A 19,281-nucleotide genomic window follows, 5' to 3' on the forward strand; every position below is an offset into this window, starting at 1 on the left:
ACGCAACACCCGTAGCTTAATAAGAGCAGAATAGGAAAAAATTTGTTTGTAGGATCGCAGCGAACATGGAAATATAATATTCCGATATCTTCTTCTGTTCGAAAGCTTTTTTTAGGGCAGCAACTGCCTTCGAACGAGCAAAATAGACTGTGTTTGCGGTAGTTTGTAATTCATCGCAGATCTCCTGCGTATTTTTACCTTCGAGGATAGCTAGTTGAAAGACCTGAGCTTGCTGCTTGGGTAATTTTTTTATTTCGAGGACAACCAATTCCACCAGCTCGTTATAAATCATGTTTTCCAGTATGTCCGTATTGGATGCTTCGACATTAATCAAAAATGTATCATCATGTGCATATTTGTTTCTGCATTGCTTAAGATGGTCAAGACAGGCATTTTTGGTCACCAGATACAAAAAAGATTTTAACTGATCCGTCGACTGAAAGGATGTGCGTCTATTCCAAAGTTTCACAAATGAGTCTGATACGATCTCTGCACTTGCTTCTTTATCCTTGATCAGTTTGAAAGCAAAGAATCTTAGCGCATTCGCATACTGATCCATAAAGAAACACAATGCCGGCTCCATGCCACTTTGCAAATCAGAAATCTGTTTGTCAAACTTATTCATATAGGTAGCTGGTTTATAGCATGTACATGCTACATTGGTTAATATATAAAGCTACTGCAAATTGTATAGAATTAAAAGTACTCCTTGTGATTTATTTATAGCGATGTTTTTGATCCATAACGCAATATTTGGCAGGACTATCAGATAGTAAACGCCTGATCCGAAGATCAGGCGTTGCTATGTAATATGATCAGTATGGCTTACTCGGCTCTAAATACCCAAAACCAAGCGGTACCCCAGGCGCCGACTCCGGGCTCTGGATAACTTAGTATCATCTCTGAATCATTGATAATTAAGATATCGTACTCATAAATAGGTGCATTGTTTTCATTTGGTGATTTACCACAAAGTACAGTAACTCCTTTGGTTATTAGTTTACCTTTCGCCCAAGTTGTACCATCATCGAGTACTATTTTCTTGGTCATATCGAAGGAGAATGATCCAACTTCCTGCTCACCAGTGGACTTTATTTTGGTGAGTTTGGCGCCACGTAAGGCGAATTCCATCTTAGCACCTACACCTTCTCCAGCGGCTTGCCCATTTATATCGGCTTCTTTTAAAGTCCACCAGGCCGGAGCGGAGTTGCCCATATAACCACCATTACCCCATACTGCTGGCTTCGTATCGTCCCAAACCCAATTTTTCTCCGAACCAGCCGTTAGAAATCCCCATTCTAACGGAACAGGAAAGGTTAACTCATCGACTGAAACTTGCAAAGATTTGGTGATTTTACTTCCATCGGGATTCAGCCCCGTAAAAATAATCTCATTGTCGCCCGTAGAAACCAATAATACGGTGTCGGTTTTCCGCTGCGTCAATCCTACACCATAGTCCCAAGAGGAGAGTACCGGACTTTTATTATCCAATACGACTTTGTTACTTTTTTTACCGTCAACGATTACCGGTGTTGCGGTTAGCTGTAGCTGTTCGGCGCTGATGGCCGAGCCTAATTCCATTCTGTCTTCAATAGCCTCACAGCCTACAGTTAGTAGAGTAAGACTAATACAGAGTGTATACCAGAATTTTTTCATAATGTATATTTCTTAAAGATTACCAACCTGGAAATTCATGTGTGGACTCACCCCAACCTTTGTTCTGCGTCAAAACACCATCAGATAGTGCGATCTGCGAGATCGGGATAGGCCAAAAACCACCTGTCGCTTCGTAACGAGCCGCATAGCCACCACCAAAGCCACGCATTTGTGTATCGATTCCTTTATTACGGATCGGTACACCTTCTTGACGACCAAGTGCTGTGGCCGCTTCTTGCCAACGCATCAAATCGAAATATCGCAATCCTTCAAATGCTAATTCCCATCGGCGTTCTCGCTTGAGCGCGGCTAACGAATAGCCTACTGGAGCAAGATTGGCGCGCGCGCGCACCCGATTGAGGTTGGTGTTGGTTTCAGAAAGCTCGGCGTGCATCAAAAGCACATCGGCAAAGCGGATCAAAACTAAATCTTGGGTATGTGCCAATTGATATTCTGCTGCTGCTGCGTCAGCCAAAATAGCATATGAAGGTATAAACCTGCCTTCATCGTATGCGGTAACGGCAATGTATTTCTTTTGCCAAAAGCCAGTTTCTTCCATCTGATTATCGGCGCCATAGATATAACTATCTAGATCGGTATCTGCGTTAATGATTGATCCTACCCGACGTACGTCGGTTGGCTCTGCTTGTCGCCAATCGTTCCACAAACTGCTATTTACCGGGCCGGCTCCCCATCCTTGTCCGAATGGAAATGTACCTGCTTGTCCATTATTAGAGCGCAAGCTAAAGTGCAGATTGAATTGGTTGGAATATCCCAACATGTATTGATCTCCCCAGTCTACAAGCGTACCAAATTTAACCGCAAAAACGGTTTCCTTATTGCCATCGCCTGCATAGCTTAGGTTGTTATCCTGGGCATATGGGTAATCTTTTTTTGTAAACTCATTAGAATAAGGCCATAAATTGCGGAAATCGGCTACCAAATCATGCCCACTATTGGATATACACTCTTCTAATCCTTGTATTACCTGCGCTTTGCTGATACTGCCTCCTGAAGCTACAGGCAATTCAGTTTTGTTGTAATAGCCTGTGTAGAAGAGATAAACGCGCGCTAGTAGTGCTTGAGCAGCCCATTTTGTAGCATGCCCCGACGCTACACTCGTATAAGGACTGGCTGGCATTAGGTTGATGGCGTTTTGCAAATCATCAGCGATTAGCGCATACGTTTCATCTGCTGGCGCTTTTGGTAAGTTAGATACCGACGTGCTCGTTACCAAAGGTACTTCTCCAAAGAGTTGTGATAGCTCGAAATAATAAAGTGCGCGCAGGAAATATACTTCTCCCAAAACCTGATTTTTCTGCGCTTCATTCGTCCAGCCCTCTACTTGATCCAATGTTTCCAAGGCAGTATTTGCGCGGAAGATACCTTGATAACGTGCGGTCCAGAAAGTCAGAAAACGATCTGGCTGCGTATTCATTAGGTGATCTAAAGCTTGCATGTCGCGGTCATTTTCGCCACCACCACCGAAGCGATCGTCGGAGGCGAGTTCTGCCATATAGAAGTGCGTATTCTGTACATTGGAGATCGCGGCATTCAAGCTAGAGTAGATGCCCGTAAGCATACTATTGGCATCGGCAACCGTGACTGGAAAGTTTCCGGTATTCTTTTTATCGTAGCTTTCCGTATCTAGAAACTTATCGCAGGAGCTTAAAGTGCCCGCTGCAAATAAGATAAGTAGTATCTTTTTCATGTCTTTCATTAGAATTTAAGGTTCATTCCAAACATTATCGTGCGTGGTTGTGGGTAAAAACCTAAGTCAATACCGTTGACCCAAGGCTGATCGTATCCATAGCCAATCTCAGGATCCATACCGCTATAATTGGTGAAGGTGAATAAGTTTTGTACCGTAGCATAAATACGTGTTTGGCTAAATGGTGCATTTTTCCAAATCTGCTTTAGGTCATAGCCCAATGTGATGTTTTGGATCTTAACAAAATCACCATTCTCAATATATATATCGGAGATATACTGATTGTTGGTATGGCTTCCGCTAGTTAAGCGAGGCAAACGATTGGAGGTGCCTTCGCCGTGCCATCTGCCAAAAATCTCCGTGGTGTAATTTTGCAAGGGACTATCCGCGAAGGAACGGTAAGATTTGGCAATTTGGTGGCCAAATGAACCAATAGCCGTCACGGCAAGATCAATGCCTTTGTACCCAAATGTTAGGTTTAGCCCGCCGCTAAACGCCGGATGCGGATTACCGATCATCACCCGGTCATCGTCGGTAATAGCGCCATCGCCATTCGTATCACGAAAGAATACATCGCCGGGCTGCGCGCCTGGAAGTACGCCATGGCCGGATGCACGAACAGCATTGATCTGCTCCTGCGTCTGGAAGATTCCATCCGTTTTGAAACCGTAGAAATAGCCGATTGGATAGCCCACCTGAGCGCGGTACATTTCTTTTGTACCTTGACTCAATACATCTGGATTACCATGAATGATGCCCTCATTGTTCGCAATTCGCGTTACTTCATTTTTGTTGTACGCGCCATTAATACCAATGCCGTAGCGGAATTCACCTTTGGTGTCATTCCAGTTTAAGCCCATTTCAAAACCTTTGTTCACGATGTCGCCGCCATTTATAAAAGGTGCTTGTGTACCATAGATGGCTAGAATAGGTGCCTGCACCAACCAGTTGATCGTGGATTTGCGATACCAATCGAAGACCACAGCTAATCTATTATTCGCAAAGCGGGAATCAAAACCAATGTTCAATTGCTCCGACGTTTCCCAGCTTACATCAGGGTTGGGTAGGATTTCAGGATAAGCTCCACGCAATAACGTACTTTTGCTATTGCCAAAGTAATATCCGTTTTTTGCATCGATAGCTACCGTTGCTAAGTATTGGAATGGAAGAATGTCTGCATTACCATTCTGGCCCCAACTTCCGCGAAACTTCAAGAAATTTAACCAAGATTGATCTTGTAAAAATGCCTCATTACTGGCTACCCAGCCCGCAGAAGCCGAAGGGAAATAACCCCAACGATGCCCAGGTGCAAAATTAGATGAACCATCTGCGCGTAAGACGAAAGATGCTAAATAGGTTTCGTTGATATTGTAATTCAAACGCCCGAAGTAGGAAGCGATATTGAACTGCGGCCAGTGCGCGCCGTTCACCGTTGGTACAAATCCATCATAACCTTGTCCATTGCTCAGCCAAGCTTTGTCCCATTGTCCGGGGAAAGAGGAGTTTGCCGTTGCAGCACCGACATCTTCTCCTAGTCCGTTCTTTTCGAGGGACTGTCCGACGACGACATCAAGCTGGTGATCCTTAAAAGGATGAAGCCTATAACTCAACGTGTTTTCCCACAGATATTTGTATCCCAATCCTTGATTTTGAGAAATATCATCTATCGCATTGACAGTTGTCGTTGATAATTCGAAAGCAGGAGTGTATTGTCGGTAGGACGAAGCCGTTAGCCGATAACCAAAGCTGGAGCGGAATACCAAGTCTTTAATAGGTTGTACTTCAAGATAAGCATTGACTGATAAGGCGTGGTTCTTGCTGAGGTTTTGTCCGCGTCGATAATCCATGTCTGCAACCGGATTGGCAGTAGCACCATCGAACACCCAGCCATCGGCAACTTTGCTGGCCTGATCATAGTAGCCACCATCCGCATTGCGAATCGGTAGCAGTGGATTGCCCACCAACATATTGTGGATGTCGTTCCAATAAATATTGCCGATACCGATTCCCGAACGTTTTGTGTACGCATAGTTGAGGTTTTCACCAAATTTGACGATGTCAAACTCATCATTTTTCAATAAGATGTGTTCGGAGTTGATACGAGCAGTTTGGCGCTGAAAATCGGGCTGTACTGGCGCACCAAGAATACCATCACGATGCGTATGCGAATAGCCCATCGAGAAGCGCGATTGCTCATTGCCTCCCATCATATTGAGCGATGTGTTCTGCAGTAAGGCATTTTCATTTTGGATTTCTTTCATCCAATCGGTGCCGTTCCAGCTACCATTCATGATTTGCTCGTATTGGTTAGGAATTAGCTGTGCCCAATTAAAAGGAGCCGCACCTTCGTTAAAACGGCGCTCATCTTGGATTGCCATGTACTCTTTTGCGGTCAGCAAGGAAGGCATTTTATACACATTTTGAAAGCCAAAATAACTATCCAGATGCAACGCAAGTTTGCCTTCGCGACCTTGCTTTGTAGTAACGAGCACGACGCCATTGGCAGCCCGCGAACCATAAATCGCAGCAGATGCGGCATCCTTCAATACGTCGATACGTTCGATATCCGATGGGTTTAAAACATTGATGTCGCCACCTGGAATCCCGTCGATCACGTAGAGCGGCGATGAATTGTTGATCGTTCCTAAACCCCGAATCGTGACTTTGAAACTTTCGCCTGGCATACCAGAGTTTTGCGTGATCTGTACGCCGGGCGATTGACTTTGCATCGCTTCCAAAATGTTGGGTGTACTCAATCTTTCCAGATCTTCGCCCTTAATTTCCACCGTGGCACCGGTAACCAATTTTTTCTTTTGTGTACCATAACCCACCACGACAACCTCATCGAGGTCGCCTAAGCTTGCTTTGAGCGTCACGTTCAAGGTCTGCTGATCACCAACATTGATATCCGTACTTAGAAAACCAATATAGCTCACGCGCAGTACAGGTCTGTTGCCGCTCGGCAGCACCAATTGAAAGTTTCCCTGATCGTCGGTATTCGTGCCTACATTGCTTCCCACAACTTGTACGGAAGCGCCTTGGATAGGCACGCCACGCTCGTCGGTTACAGTTCCGCTGATCCTCCGCTCTTGCCGCGCAGTGGGCGCGGCAGCATTTTTTGCGTTCGCGGCTGCTTGCCGACGTAGGATAATGGTGCCATCCGAGATTTCCCATGCAATCGGTTGTCCTACGAACAACAAGTTGAGGGCTTTTTCCAGCTGTACATTCTTGATGTCGGCGGTAAGTTTTGCTGCCGCAATATCTTTGCCATTGAGTAAGAATGGCATGCCGCTCTGCTTTTGCACCGATTGCATGATGTTGACCAGCGGCGTGTTGACCGCCTTGATGGAGATCGGCTGTGCAAATCCGCTGGCAGTGAGTTTTAAGATGCTTAAAACGATAAATAGTATGGTTAATTTCATAATGATTACCCAACGTTTAATTTTAGATCTAGCTGCACGATGTGCATAGTCGACCTGTTGTATAAAAATCATATTTTTGTACAATTACATGTTGATGAATAAGGGGTTATTTTGGTCAGTAATGCTTTTCTAGGTATGTGAACAGGTATGCCGAACGGAGGTGTGTGAATCCAGATTCGGTTCTTTTTGCTCACACCGTACGCATTATGTTGGATAGCTTTTAGTAGATGTTTTCATAGTGTTATAGATTAGGTTTATTATTAGTAGACTTCAAGACGAACTTTGCTGTTCCGCTTGGTCAGTTCAAATTTTACTCCGGCCTTTTCCAATATGCGCAGTACTTCAGATAAATTCTTTTCACGCGTAATTTCACCATAGAAATAGGTGGCGGGCAGCGCCGTTGGATAACTCACTTCAAGGTTATACCAACGACTGATTTGTTTCATCAGGTCACGAAGTTCCGTTTCGAAGAACAAAAAGTTATTGTCTTTCCAGGCTATAAACTGATTTACGTCCACGCGTTTTTTTACGATATGATCTTGCCGCAGGACTGCTTGCTCATTGGGTTGTAGTGAAAGTCGGCCAGATGAACTCTCGATTTCTATAGATCCTTCCACCAATGTCGTGCTAGTTTGTGTGTCATCTGTATAGGCAGATACATTGAAACTAGTGCCCAAAACTCGAATAACTTGTGAATTACTGATTACTTCAAAAGGTATGCGTTGGTTCCCCATATATTGTGGTGCTACCTCGAAATATGCTTCACCTTCTATACTAACCTGTCTTTTAGTGCTATTAAATCGCAATGGATATGTCAATTTAGATTGCGCATTAAGATGAACATGAGTGCCGTCACTCAGCGTGACTCGATATTTTCCTCCGGCCGGCACGTTGATGCTGGCGGTTGTTTGTTCAAGTTTTTCGCTATCGAGATTGAGCAAATGCGTACCATCAGAATAACTTAAAGATTGGTCGAGTACGATGCCATCTTTGTCGCTTCGTAGATTGATTTTTTGTCCATCGGATAGGATAAGTTCAGCTTTATTACCGCCAGGGAGAATGCTTTCAGCTTCGATTTTTTTGGAAAATATAGACTGATCTCTTAGCTGATAATATCCGAATAGCGCTATACACAAGCATAGTGCTGCTGTTGCAGTATAAATTCGACGAAATTTTAATTTTCGAGGCAATGAGGAAGGCTCAAGAGGACGAATATTTTTTAAAGTTCGCTGTTTAATTTTCTGTAACGCTTGCTCAGAATCGTTCTCCATCGAATCTATCCATTGTATAGCATCGATATAGAATTGTTCGTTTTGTACAATCTTCTGAAAGAGAGATTCATTGCTACTGTTTCGCTTACGCCATTGCGATAGCGTTGCCGATTCTTCAATGGTCAATCTTCCTTCGATATATCGTTTAATAAGCTCGGCAATTTTTTCCGTAGCATCCATAGGTTTTCCTTGGGTTAGTGATCTTATAACGACTACATCTGGAAAACCTTAGTAACTTTTTTAAATTTTCTTTGATACCTAGCGCAAGCCAAGTAGCTCCGCACGCTAATGTGATATTAAATTTAGAGGACGATTACTATCTTTTTTATCCGTGGCTGCTTTGTTAGCATACCTATTGCCACTTGTAATGGTATAAATACTGTTTGTTTGAATCCTGAAAATAGGTGCGAATTGACAAAGTTGAATTATATTTTTCTATTTTTGCTAAAATGAAAAGGAAATGGTGTTCTTCCTTATATCTAACCGCTTTAATAGAGCTGATGACGCCTGATCAAATTTACGATACCATATTTTATCAGGATTCTTATGTCAAAACATCAGCGCTCTAACCGTCAAAAGGCATTTCTTTTTGCTACTGCATTTTTTCGAAAATTTCCAGCATTTCCTTACCTCATTAAATGGCTTTGCATTGGTGTGCCCATTGGGCTTGCTGTTGGTTCTGCTTCAGCAAGTTTTCTAATCACACTGGATTGGGCGACACATTTTAGAGAGAGCCATCAATGGATTATTGTGCTGCTTCCTATTGGAGGTTTGTTGGTGGGCTTGCTGTATCATTATTATGGTAAAGATGTCGAATCGGGGAATAATCTTTTGATAGACACCATCCACAAGCCTCAAAAGCTAATCCCATTTCGTATGGCACCTTTGGTGTATATTGGTACGATTGTGACACATTTTTTTGGTGGATCGGCAGGGCGCGAAGGAACGGCGTTGCAGATGGCGGGAGCAATCGCAGACCAGTTCAGCAGGCCGTTCAAACTTTCATCGGAAGATCGATCTGTGCTAATTATTTCAGCTTTAGCTGCGGGGTTTGGTTCTGTTTTTGGAACACCATTAGCGGGAGCAGTTTTTGCATTGGAGGTAATTCTCATTGGGCAGCTGCGATACAAGGCTATATTTCCCGCTTTTGTAGCCGCCATTCTTGCTGATTGGATTACTCATTTATGGCAGGCTAAGCATACACAGTATTTTATAAAATTTATACCAGATGTTGATATTTTAGCGCTATTATACAGTGTAGCTGCGGGTATTGCTTTTGGTATTTGTGCGGCTACGTTTGTCAAAATTATACATTGGGCAGCGGGTCAATTCAGAAGTAGGATCGCTTTTGCGCCTATGCGTCCGTTTGTTGGCGGTATCATTGTGCTTTTAGCTGTACTAGCCGTCGGAACTACCAAATTTCTAGGGTTGGGAATTCCTACAATTTTGCAATCATTCGAGCAGCAATTACCTCCGTATGATTTTGCTATAAAGATGGCTTTTACGATCATTACGCTTGCCTCTGGCTTTAAGGGCGGCGAAGTAACTCCGCTATTCTTTATTGGAGCTGCTTTAGGTAGCGCTTTGTCCGTCATAATTCCCTTGCCAGTCGCGCTATTAGCGGGAATGGGATTTGTCGCTGTCTTTGCCGGAGCCACAAATACGCCGTTGGCTTGTATACTTATGGGAATTGAGCTTTTTGGTGCTAATTGCGGTATTTATGTCGCTATTGCCTGTGTGGTATCTTATCTTTTCTCAGGGCACAACAGCATTTATAGTAAACAAAGAATAGGTGAGCCCAAGCACGTACGTTTTAGCCATTATTCGGGAAAGAGCATATCTCGTCAAGACTGAAATGTAACACGCATGTGTGTTTTGTTCACAAATACAGCTTTGGGAGGCAATCTTTACGTTTGAATGCTTACGCATCTACAAACATTTTGTACTTCTCAGTCGTTTTCCTAAAAAACATACTACCATTATGCGCGCGATCTGGACAGGGGCAATCGGTTTTGGACTGGTGAACATTCCCATCAAAATATTTAGTGCTATTCAAGAAAGTCAGCTTGATTTAGATATGCTGGATCGAAAGGATTTATCCAATATTCGATATAAGCGAGTGAACGACAAAACAGGGAAAGAGGTTGCTTGGAAAAATATTGTAAAGGGATATTTGCTGAAAGACAAATATGTAGTAATCGAAGAAGCTGATTTCGAAGAAGCGCTACCAGAGAAGAATAAAATGATCAATCTTCAAACCTTTGTTAAGGAGCGTGATATTGATACGATTTATTTTGATACACCCTATTATTTGGAGCCACAGAAAGGCGGCGAGAAAGCATATTCGTTGCTCTATAAATCATTGGAAAAAACCGGTCATGTCGGCCTGAGTACCTTTGTAATGCGCACCACGGAAAATTTAGCTATTGTACGGCCATATGAGGGGATGTTGTTACTAAACAAATTGCGTTTCGAAGAAGAAATCCGCGCTACATCAGATCTGAAAATTCCCAGTACCCGTATCGCCAAAGCGGAAATGGATATGGCTACTAAACTGATTAAACAGAATAGTTCGGATTTTGATATATCAGGTTATCGCAATGAATATAGTAAGGAGCTACTCAAAATTATTAAAAAGAAAGCACAAGGTAAGCGCGCAACGATCCGCAAAATCGATGTCGATAAGGAAAATACCAAAGCTTCTGAGTTGTTGGCCAAACTGAAAGCTAGCCTTGCTTAAAAAGAAGCAATCGCTTTCTTCAAGTTAGCTTTGTGCTCGAAAATAGCTTTCCAAGGGTCTTCTTGCAATTCGATTCTGTTCAATACGGTTCGTATCGTAAATTGTGCAATGCTTAATTCATCATTTACCTCATCCCAATTTAATGGCGTCGAAACCGTAGCTCCTGCTTTTGGTCTTACAGAATAGGGCGCTACAATGGTTTGTGCACGTTTATTCTGCATAAAGTCTAAATATATTTTCTTCTTTCTTTTAGATGGTGAGCGCTCCACGCTCGTGCTGTCGGGATATTGTTCATGTACCAATTCGGCTAGCATTTCCATAAAATCACGGACCACATCAAAACTATACTGTTCGGCCACGTAGATGTAAATGTGCAATCCTGTCGATCCCGATGTTTTGATGAAATTCGGTACGCCAGCTTGATCTAATATTTCGTGGGCGGTGTTGGCTACGGCCACGACCTCTTTGAAATCTGCACCATTTGGATCCAGATCCAATACTGCAAAAACAGGTTTTGTTTTCTTGCGATACGTGGCTAACCAAGGATTGATCTCGATAGATCCCATATTGGCAATCCAGAGTAAAGTTGGCAGATCATTGCATATCAAGTAATTTACCGTGTTGCCAGTAGATTCAGATTCTAGCGCTACGGTTTTTAACCAGTTTGGCCCAGTATTCTTGTCTACATCTTTTTGAAAGAAACCTGTTTCGTGGATGCCATTGGGAAAGCGATTCATCGAAATGGGCTTATCTTTCAGGTAGGGCAGCATCAGCTCGCCGACTTGTTCATAATAGTTCAATAAATCACCTTTTGTGATACCGTCATCAGGCCAATATATTTTTTTTTGGTTCGATAAGGTCAGCTTCTTTCTGCCAAAAGTCATTGTGCGCTCGTTCACTATTTCTACTAATGGCGCCACTTTAGTGATGTCCTGAATCTTTTTATCGTGACGTAAAGCTTTAAACACGGGGTGTCGGAGATGATTATCCGTTGTCCACTCACTAAATGTTATTTCTGCTATTAGTTTCGGTTTTACCCACGTTACTTTATTTTCATTGGCCACCGCGACCGATGTCGCAAATGGTTTTTTCGCAGTTTTGATCTTGCTCAGTTGCGCGCTCAACTCTTGCAACTGTTCATCTGTGAAACCAGTTCCTACATTTCCAATGTATTGATATTGCTTATCCTGCATGACCGCCAAGACCAATGCTCCAAATCCCACGCGACTGCCAGCAGCTTTAGTAAAGCCAACAATAATGGCTTCTTGCGATTGCAATAGCTTCAATTTGCGCCAAGCATCGGATCGTTTGCCAGATAGATAAGTGCTATCGCTCATTTTGGCTACGATACCTTCCCAATCTTTTTCCATGGCAACCTTCAGGGCATCCTCTTCGTTTTCGGTTAGTATACTTTCCACCAAACGTACTTGCGGAATTTTTGCTTTTTTTACCCATCGTGCCAACAAATCCCGACGTTCGACCAATGGATATTCTCGTAGATCATTGCCATCCAGCATTAATAGATCGAATACATAATACACCAATTGGTATTTTGCGGGCAGCGGTTCTCCGTGCTGCAATAGCTGAAAGCGCGAATTTCCTTTGGCATCTTCTGCCACGATTTCTCCGTCCAATATGAGCGAGCGTTCATTAATTTTTAGTGCATTCGCTAATGAGGCAAACTGTTTGTCGAAGCTTTTTCCATTGCGGGAGCGTAGCTGAACATCTTTTTCGGATAGGTGCGCGATTGCACGAAATCCATCTAATTTTTGCTCAAAAAACCAATCGTCATCTTCGGTGGTGGCGGTTGCCAAAACAGCGAGCATCGGTTCGAATACAGGTGGATTGGTCGTCTTGGTGGTAGAATCTTCTGTTTTTTTTGCAGATTTAGTGGCTTGCTTGCGAAAACGTGTTCCAGCAGCTTTATCCGCTGCGCTAACTTCGTCTTCTGCATCATATGCTTGCTCCACGGCATATTTGTCCTTATGTTTCAGTAGTAGCCACGCGTTATCATCTTGCGCCTGTTTCATACGCACCAAGGCAAATTCACCTTTCAATTTTTTGCCATGCAATACAATTTTCACGCTGCCACTCTTGAGCTCAGCCAAAAGTTCTTTTTCACCGTGCGATTTTTCTAAAGGGGTATAATAACCTTCATCGAAAATGTGGACCGTTCCAAAACCATAGCTTCCTTTGGGTATTTCGCCTTCGAAGGTGCGATAACTCAACGGATGATCTTCGACCATCACGGCAAGTCGTTTATCTGTTGGGTTGAGCGAAGGGCCTTTAGGAATAGCCCAACTTTTCAAGACGCCATCAATTTCTAGACGAAAGTCATAATGCAATCGCGAAGCATGGTGGCGCTGCACGACGAAGCGCAATCTTTTTGCAGGACGTTTCCTTTTCTCATCGCCTTTCGGCTCTTTTGTTTTATCAAAATCGCGTTTCTGCTGGTATTTCGTGAGGGTCGCCATATCAGAAAAACGTTTGTAAGATCGATTAGTTTGGCAGATGCTGGTTTAGTAGAAATCGATTGACCCAAGAAAGCAGTAAAATGGGTACGATTGACACACGATCTATCTAGTTGTTTTAAAACAATACAAACCAAAAGACATATAAATCGTTGTACAGCAGAAGAAAAACATTTTTATACATATAAACTTGATACTATGAAAAAGGTAATTTATCCACTGGCAGTTTCGGCTATATTAGCGGCTACTGCTTGTAACAACAATGCAAACAAGAGCGATGGAACTTCTGATACCACGATGGGTGTGGCGACTACACCACCTACGGTGAATGACGACCCGATGCAGACCGCACAGGCAGATACGGCTTTTGTGCGTAAAGCAGCGATTGGAGGTATGGCTGAGGTAGAAATGAGCAAACTGGCCGTTGACAAAAGCAGCAATGCCAAAGTCAAAGAGTTTGCAAAAATGATGGTCAACGATCATACAAAAGTAAATGAGGAATTGAAATCCATTGCCGAACAAAAAAATATCATGGTACCAACCTCATTAGATGCTGCGCACGAGCAGAAGAAACAAGATTTGATGAAGAAGGAGGGAGCCGAATTCGACAAAGCATACGTAAAAGCCATGGTTGAAGGCCACGAAGATGCACATAAAGTGATGGAAGATGGTGCCAAAAACAATCTGGATCAGCAACTACGTGATTTTGCGGCTAAAACAGAGCCTGTTGTAAAAGAACACTTGGAGATGGTGAAGAAGATGCACGCCGACATGAAATAATTCATTCGTATATCGTAATATACTTAAAGCCTCGCTCTACAGCGGGGCTTTAATAGTTTCCTTTGTTGGGGATGACGTGTCGCACACCGCCGCGCGGATTTTTCATGTCGCCGTGGTATCTGGGGATGAGGTGACAGTGGCGTATATAATTACAAAACTTAGTAGGAAGACTTAAAAATCACAGTCTAGGATTAGTAACTTTGTTAGCATGTCAAAGAGCAGTCCGATTATATACCTCGATTACGCAGCAACGACTCCCACGGATCAAAGAGTAGTTGACGCCATGTTACCATACTTCACCAACAAATTTGGTAACGCCGCAAGTCGTACGCACTTTTATGGACAGGAAGCATCTAATGCCGTAAAAAAGGCAAGGGGACAAGTAGCTAACTTAATTCAGGCTGCTAAACCGGAAGATATCATTTTTACATCGGGAGCCACAGAAGCGATTAACTTAGCCATCATAGGATTGTTTGACGCGGAAAACAGGGCAGATTTCCACATGATCACTGTGAAAACAGAGCACAAAGCTGTGTTGGATACCTGCTCATATATAGAAAGTAAAGGTGCTTCTGTTACTTATTTGCCTGTCGATTCAAATGGAATGATTGATTTAGAAGTTTTGAAGGATAGTTTTCAAAGCAATACTAAATTAGTTTCTGTGATGATGGTCAACAACGAAACCGGCGTAATTCAACCTATCGCAGAAGTAGCTCAAATTACGCATGCCAAAAATGCCTTATTTATGACAGATGCTACACAAGCCGTAGGCAAGATGGATGTAAAGGTACAGGATATGCAAATTGATTTATTGGCTTGCTCAGCACATAAAGTTTATGGTCCTAATGGTGTAGGCGCATTGTATATAAATCGTGATAAAATAAGTAAAACAAAGCTCAATCCACATATTCATGGCGGTGGTCACGAAGGAGGATTTCGTTCAGGGACATTAAATACACCTGGAATTGTTGGCTTTGGAGAAGCTTGCGATATAGCTAATCGCGAAATGTCAAAAGAGCAGGAGCGTATTGCTCACTTGTCTGCACTGCTAATGGGTGGTCTTTCCCAGTTAAATAATTTCGAACTTAACGTACATACTAGTAGTAAGCTGGATAGTATCCTGAGTTTTCATTTCGGTGATATAGATGCAGAAGCAATCATTATTCAGTCCAAGGACAAGATCGCCTTATCAAATGGTTCTGCATGTACTTCTAAAGAGATAAAGCCTTCGCATGTTCTGATGGCTATGACCGATAATGTAGATATTGCCTATGCTTCACTAAGGTTGAGCATAGGCCGCTTTACAGATGAGGAAGAAATTGATGATGTGATTAATGCCTTTGCTCAAGCATTGAAAGAGTTAGAGGCATTTCAATAATGGTGCGGATTACAGTTCAGCTAAACCTTCTTCGACACAGCGAATCAAGAAATCATAACCGTCATTATTGGCGAAAGGAGCCATGATTTCCAGTCCATGGTCAATGTGTAGTTTTACATATTTCGGAAGATTATGATCAATCAATTTTAGATTGTAAAGTTCGCAGAGCATTCCAAGGTAAACCTCTTGATAATCGCCAAAAAGGACTTTGGCAGGATATAGCTTTCCTTTTCCATCAGCTAAATTCTTTAAATTTAGCGGTTGATTCTTCGATAGAGAATAAGCAAATGCAATACGTGCGATCACATTCTCTGCACCTAAAGATAGCTTATTCGTTAGGTGACTGATGATTTCTCTGCTTTTTTCCGAAGTCGTAATCGAATTAAACATGATTTGTATTGTGTAAAGAATTTACCGTGTTGAATAGCTCCTTATTCTCGACGTGAACGAACGTGGAAGATGATTCATCCGATTTGTGATAAATCAGGTGAGCACTTTTTACGTGGGGCTCTATAAGATTAAATTCTACCTCAGACATCTCCTTCTGTAAAAGCGGAAGCAAAATAACTTGTTTAGAAACAGTAGGATAGAAGTGTTTGATAATGTTCTTCGCGTGACTTGTATCAAGCTTCTGCATGGGACTATCGATAAAAACTGGGAAGTCGAAATTCGCCTCCTTTACCAAAGCTTGCAAAATAGCGGTAGCATATAGCTGTTTTTCACCCATCGACAGCCCTTCTTTGCTTATAGTTTTTCCAGATCGGTTGATCAATTCGATGTCAATGACATCATTTTCAATAGTAATTTCCACGTCAGCTATAAAGCTCGACTTATGCATTAACTTACGCAAAGTCTCTAATATTCTACTCTGCAACGTTAGCTTCTTTTGCTGCTGTATTTTTAGGATAAATTCATCCAACTCCAGAATCAACCTTTTAGCAGTGTTATCCTTTTCAATCAGATCTGTCTGAATATTTACTTTCTTTTGAAGTTCTTCTCTTATTTTTTTCTTACTGTTGAGTGCGATTGTGAATACCTGTAACTTCTCCTCCTCTCTACCCTTAGCTAATAGATAGTTGTTTGATTCTTTTTGTTTCTGATGCAGATTTTCTCTTGTCCTGTTAACGACCACATCTGTTCCTTTTGCCTCTGCATGAGATAGCGATCTATTTACATCATTAATTTCATATCGAGTACGCTTCATCAAAATTGCATTCTCCTTTATATCGCTTTGATAGGCATGATGCAGTTGTTCCTCAATATGGTCAATAATATGCAATGACTTAGGAGAAAAACCAATTTTCAATGATTGCTCTTTACCTATGTTCTCCTGTAGCAAATTTTCATATTCACCAAATAGAGGATTTAGCAATTGTCTCAATTGCTCTTTTGAAATAGTAGTTTTAAGAATATCTGCCTTATTTCTAAGATCTGCAATTAAGGGAAGTATATGCTCTATATGATTATCTTGAGCTGCACTAAGTTCGTCATTTGCTACTCGAACTATACGACTAAACAATTTCCCAGCAATCGCAAACGGCGCAAGATCAAGCAATCTTTTAAATTTATCTTTAAGATCTTCTTGCTGCGAAAGCAACTCGAGCTTTCGGTTTTTCAACTTCTCATGCTCCTCTACGGATATCACATGCCCTGCTCTAATTAGTCTTTCTTGCAGTTCATTGATGGCATCAGTAGTTTTTGTAATATCAAGATCTATTTCTTGGAGTAAACTGTTTTGTTGAGCGATATTCTCTTTCAAAGTCTCGATTTCAAGCTCGACTTCTTCAAATGCCTTGACCTCGGTGGCGTTAGCCGATTCGCGGCGGTATTTCAGACGCTGTTCATGTAAATTAGCACGAAGATCTATATATTTTTTAATTCCAAGTACTTCGGAATAGGCTTTGGCTAATTGCCTTTTTTGATCTAAGGTTTGTATTTCAGCTAACTCCGTAATTTTTTCAGCATCAAAGAAAAAGAACTTCGCAATCTCCTTCGGCAAGATAAAGTCTTGGATAAATAAATCGTAGCCTACCTCTTGGACCAACTCATTGGGTTGACCATCTAACCAAATCTGTACATTGTCTGATTTGTCGCCATCAGCAAAAGATCTTCGTATAGTAAGCTCTTCTGCGATAATACCGGGAACATCAACACCAGAGAATGATATCTCAACATAGTATTGCATGGCTAGATCCAAATAAGCTTGCCTATTGAGTGAGTCTTCTAAAAATTTACCATAACCACCAATATCTTTGATACGCTTTCGGAAGCTTTCATCTACATCTTGCATCTGAGCACCATAGAGACACCAGACTAATGAAGTCAGAAAAGTGGTCTTTCCAAAGCCATTATATCCAGAAACAATATGGATGTTTCTGGACGGGTCTTCATCAAAAATAATTTGATTCTCTCCCTTATAGATACGATAATTAAAAAGCGTGATTTTGCTAATCAGCATTTTGATTGTATTTTTCGAAGTTTGTGAAAGTAGGACGTACGGATTCTTGCAAAATATTTTCGATATCATTCTGCAAGCCAGTTTTTTTGACCAACAGACCCTTCATTTTTTGGGCTTTCAATAACTGATTAATTAGCATAATATCTTCCGTATTAGTCCCGCAGACTTCTTTTAATAGCTCTTTTTCGTAATTTGTATCTAGTGTTTTTTGTCCAAACTCCACTGCTTGTCCATATACTTCTTTGTATGCGTCAGATACGGAGTATTCATAGATGTAGTCGCGGTTCCAGATCACTTGTATAGCCGCTAATTCTTGTAGGGAAATAAGCTGATTGTTATCATCCTCTTGAGATGCAACTTTTTGAGCCTCCAATACCATCTTTAAAATATGGTATCGCCATTTCGGCCAATATGGGCCAATTCCTTGAGCTTTATTCCGCCGGATTGGCATCCTGAATTCTTCTGGATCATAGTCATCGCGATCGCGATCAACGGTTTTATACAGAAAGTCTCGGATGAAGATCAGTGGACGCATCCATTCTTCTCCATTGTCTACTAATGCCTCCATGGAGCGGTCACGTTTTACGACCGTACATACCCAACAGCCGAAGCGAGAATTACCACAACTTGGCGTGGTGGTATCCACCACAATGGGGCAGTCACCACCGCTACCATTGGTATAGAGTGTTTGTATTTCGAGATTTTTATCTTCTGTCCACGGGTTACGTGCCATGCGTAAATATGTCCAGACCTCGTCGGTAGTCATATCCTTTATAGGGGCATAAGCTTTAGCATTAGGAAGAGGATGATCTCTTAATTTTTCACCTTTTACCTCATGTTTCTTAATAGAAGCTGCGCGTGCCGAGCTTTCATCAGAACGCGTTCCGATTAAGATAATGGCTTCTCCAAAATCAGAGATTTTCTCTTTAATATATTGTGTTGTCGGCGAGATTTTTAATCGCTCTGTACACCAACGAAACATATTGTTTGGAGCGGGATAACCTTTACCTATTAAGTTGACCCAGAAACTATTTTCTAGCTGAGGCGTTGTGTGATCTACCTTAAAAGGCAATCCATGCTCCAAAGATTTCTGTTGTATCTTATCTAGATGATTATTTACAAACTGCAATACGCGTGGATTTTCAACCAATGTGTTATTGCAGATTACATACACTTGTCTAGTTTTTCGCTCAATGTCATTTAATTGCGTTATAGCTTCCCAAACCAACATTAGCATGGCAGTAGAGTCTTTACCTCCACTAAAAGCGACAATCCAAGGTCGACGATTATCATCTTGCAAAAATTGTTCTTTTATCTCTTCAATAAGCTCTTTTTTGTTGAATGCCATAGTAATTATTAGTGATCAAAGTTAATAACAATATATAAGAAACTTT

General features: G+C 41.9%; 13 protein-coding genes and 1 riboswitch. Of the genes, 4 read left to right on the forward strand and 9 right to left on the reverse strand.

The genetic code is table 11. From position 1 onward, the window contains the following. Window positions 1-16 precede the first annotated feature (16 nt). The 5 genes from A0125_RS01330 to A0125_RS01350 all read right to left on the reverse strand — a co-directional run bounded on the left by A0125_RS01330 (window position 17) and on the right by A0125_RS01350 (window position 8,240). Window positions 17-625, reverse strand: coding sequence for an RNA polymerase sigma factor (locus A0125_RS01330; protein ID WP_066751051.1), 609 nt, complete (start codon window positions 623-625; stop codon window positions 17-19). A gap of 200 nt (window positions 626-825) precedes the next feature. Further along, window positions 826-1,656: a hypothetical protein gene (locus A0125_RS01335; protein WP_066751054.1), complete on the reverse strand. Its 831-nt coding sequence runs from the start codon at window positions 1,654-1,656 to the stop codon at window positions 826-828. 19 nt (window positions 1,657-1,675) lie between these two features. Continuing rightward, window positions 1,676-3,367 (reverse strand): RagB/SusD family nutrient uptake outer membrane protein, encoded by a 1,692-nt coding sequence (locus tag A0125_RS01340; RefSeq protein WP_066752638.1) that lies wholly within the window; start codon window positions 3,365-3,367, stop codon window positions 1,676-1,678. Window positions 3,368-3,375: 8 nt separating this feature from the next. Beyond that, window positions 3,376-6,789: a TonB-dependent receptor gene (locus A0125_RS01345; RefSeq protein WP_082784889.1), complete on the reverse strand. Its 3,414-nt coding sequence runs from the start codon at window positions 6,787-6,789 to the stop codon at window positions 3,376-3,378. A 260-nt stretch (window positions 6,790-7,049) separates the two neighbouring features. Beyond that, a complete protein-coding gene (locus A0125_RS01350; protein ID WP_066751057.1) occupies window positions 7,050-8,240 on the reverse strand; it encodes a FecR family protein in 1,191 nt (396 codons plus the stop codon). Between the two features lie 267 nt (window positions 8,241-8,507). Further along, window positions 8,508-8,577, forward strand: a riboswitch (Fluoride riboswitch). A gap of 29 nt (window positions 8,578-8,606) precedes the next feature. On the opposite strand from A0125_RS01350, the gene A0125_RS01355 reads away from it, so the two are divergent. Continuing rightward, complete coding sequence (locus tag A0125_RS01355; protein WP_082784841.1) at window positions 8,607-9,914, forward strand: voltage-gated chloride channel family protein; 1,308 nt, start codon at window positions 8,607-8,609, stop codon at window positions 9,912-9,914. A gap of 127 nt (window positions 9,915-10,041) precedes the next feature. After that, window positions 10,042-10,800: a non-homologous end joining protein Ku gene (gene ku, locus A0125_RS01360; protein ID WP_066751060.1), complete on the forward strand. Its 759-nt coding sequence runs from the start codon at window positions 10,042-10,044 to the stop codon at window positions 10,798-10,800. On the opposite strand, the gene ligD is transcribed toward ku, so the two are convergent. Continuing rightward, on the reverse strand, window positions 10,797-13,274 hold the full coding sequence (gene ligD, locus A0125_RS01365; RefSeq protein ID WP_066751063.1) for a DNA ligase D: 2,478 nt from the start codon (window positions 13,272-13,274) through the stop codon (window positions 10,797-10,799). The genes ku and ligD overlap by 4 nt on opposite strands. 195 nt (window positions 13,275-13,469) lie before the next feature. Between ligD and A0125_RS01370 the strand changes: the two genes are divergently transcribed. Next, window positions 13,470-14,051 (forward strand): DUF4142 domain-containing protein, encoded by a 582-nt coding sequence (locus A0125_RS01370; protein ID WP_066751070.1) that lies wholly within the window; start codon window positions 13,470-13,472, stop codon window positions 14,049-14,051. A 208-nt stretch (window positions 14,052-14,259) separates the two neighbouring features. Then, entirely contained in the window at window positions 14,260-15,429 is a 1,170-nt protein-coding gene (locus tag A0125_RS01375; RefSeq protein WP_066751073.1) for a cysteine desulfurase family protein, read from the forward strand. A gap of 9 nt (window positions 15,430-15,438) precedes the next feature. On the opposite strand, the gene A0125_RS01380 is transcribed toward A0125_RS01375, so the two are convergent. From A0125_RS01380 to dndC, 3 genes are read right to left on the reverse strand one after another with little or no spacing between them, the layout of a single operon-like run. Continuing rightward, window positions 15,439-15,819: a DndE family protein gene (locus A0125_RS01380; RefSeq protein WP_066751076.1), complete on the reverse strand. Its 381-nt coding sequence runs from the start codon at window positions 15,817-15,819 to the stop codon at window positions 15,439-15,441. Then, window positions 15,812-17,887, reverse strand: a complete 2,076-nt coding sequence (locus A0125_RS01385) for an AAA family ATPase (protein ID WP_066751078.1) — start codon at window positions 17,885-17,887, stop codon at window positions 15,812-15,814. Before A0125_RS01385 ends, A0125_RS01380 begins: the two co-directional genes overlap by 8 nt. Beyond that, window positions 17,877-19,235: a DNA phosphorothioation system sulfurtransferase DndC gene (dndC, locus tag A0125_RS01390; RefSeq protein ID WP_066751080.1), complete on the reverse strand. Its 1,359-nt coding sequence runs from the start codon at window positions 19,233-19,235 to the stop codon at window positions 17,877-17,879. The genes A0125_RS01385 and dndC overlap by 11 nt, the downstream gene beginning before the upstream one ends. Window positions 19,236-19,281 lie beyond the last annotated feature (46 nt).

The organism is Sphingobacterium populi, from assembly GCF_001586775.1.
In the GTDB taxonomy this organism is placed as follows: domain Bacteria; phylum Bacteroidota; class Bacteroidia; order Sphingobacteriales; family Sphingobacteriaceae; genus Sphingobacterium; species Sphingobacterium populi.

Excerpts from the sequence above, each read along its gene's own strand:
- ligD (WP_066751063.1), bottom strand. The coding sequence starts at position 13,274 with ATGGCGACCCTCACGAAATACCAGCAGAAACGCGATTTTGATAAAACA.
- A0125_RS01385 (WP_066751078.1), bottom strand. The coding sequence starts at position 17,887 with ATGCTGATTAGCAAAATCACGCTTTTTAATTATCGTATCTATAAGGGA.
- A0125_RS01330 (WP_066751051.1), bottom strand. The coding sequence starts at position 625 with ATGAATAAGTTTGACAAACAGATTTCTGATTTGCAAAGTGGCATGGAG.
- A0125_RS01345 (WP_082784889.1), bottom strand. The coding sequence starts at position 6,789 with ATGAAATTAACCATACTATTTATCGTTTTAAGCATCTTAAAACTCACT.
- A0125_RS01335 (WP_066751054.1), bottom strand. The coding sequence starts at position 1,656 with ATGAAAAAATTCTGGTATACACTCTGTATTAGTCTTACTCTACTAACT.
- dndC (WP_066751080.1), bottom strand. The coding sequence starts at position 19,235 with ATGGCATTCAACAAAAAAGAGCTTATTGAAGAGATAAAAGAACAATTT.
- ku (WP_066751060.1), top strand. The coding sequence starts at position 10,042 with ATGCGCGCGATCTGGACAGGGGCAATCGGTTTTGGACTGGTGAACATT.
- A0125_RS01340 (WP_066752638.1), bottom strand. The coding sequence starts at position 3,367 with ATGAAAAAGATACTACTTATCTTATTTGCAGCGGGCACTTTAAGCTCC.
- A0125_RS01350 (WP_066751057.1), bottom strand. The coding sequence starts at position 8,240 with ATGGATGCTACGGAAAAAATTGCCGAGCTTATTAAACGATATATCGAA.
- A0125_RS01375 (WP_066751073.1), top strand. The coding sequence starts at position 14,260 with ATGTCAAAGAGCAGTCCGATTATATACCTCGATTACGCAGCAACGACT.
- A0125_RS01355 (WP_082784841.1), top strand. The coding sequence starts at position 8,607 with ATGTCAAAACATCAGCGCTCTAACCGTCAAAAGGCATTTCTTTTTGCT.
- A0125_RS01380 (WP_066751076.1), bottom strand. The coding sequence starts at position 15,819 with ATGTTTAATTCGATTACGACTTCGGAAAAAAGCAGAGAAATCATCAGT.
- A0125_RS01370 (WP_066751070.1), top strand. The coding sequence starts at position 13,470 with ATGAAAAAGGTAATTTATCCACTGGCAGTTTCGGCTATATTAGCGGCT.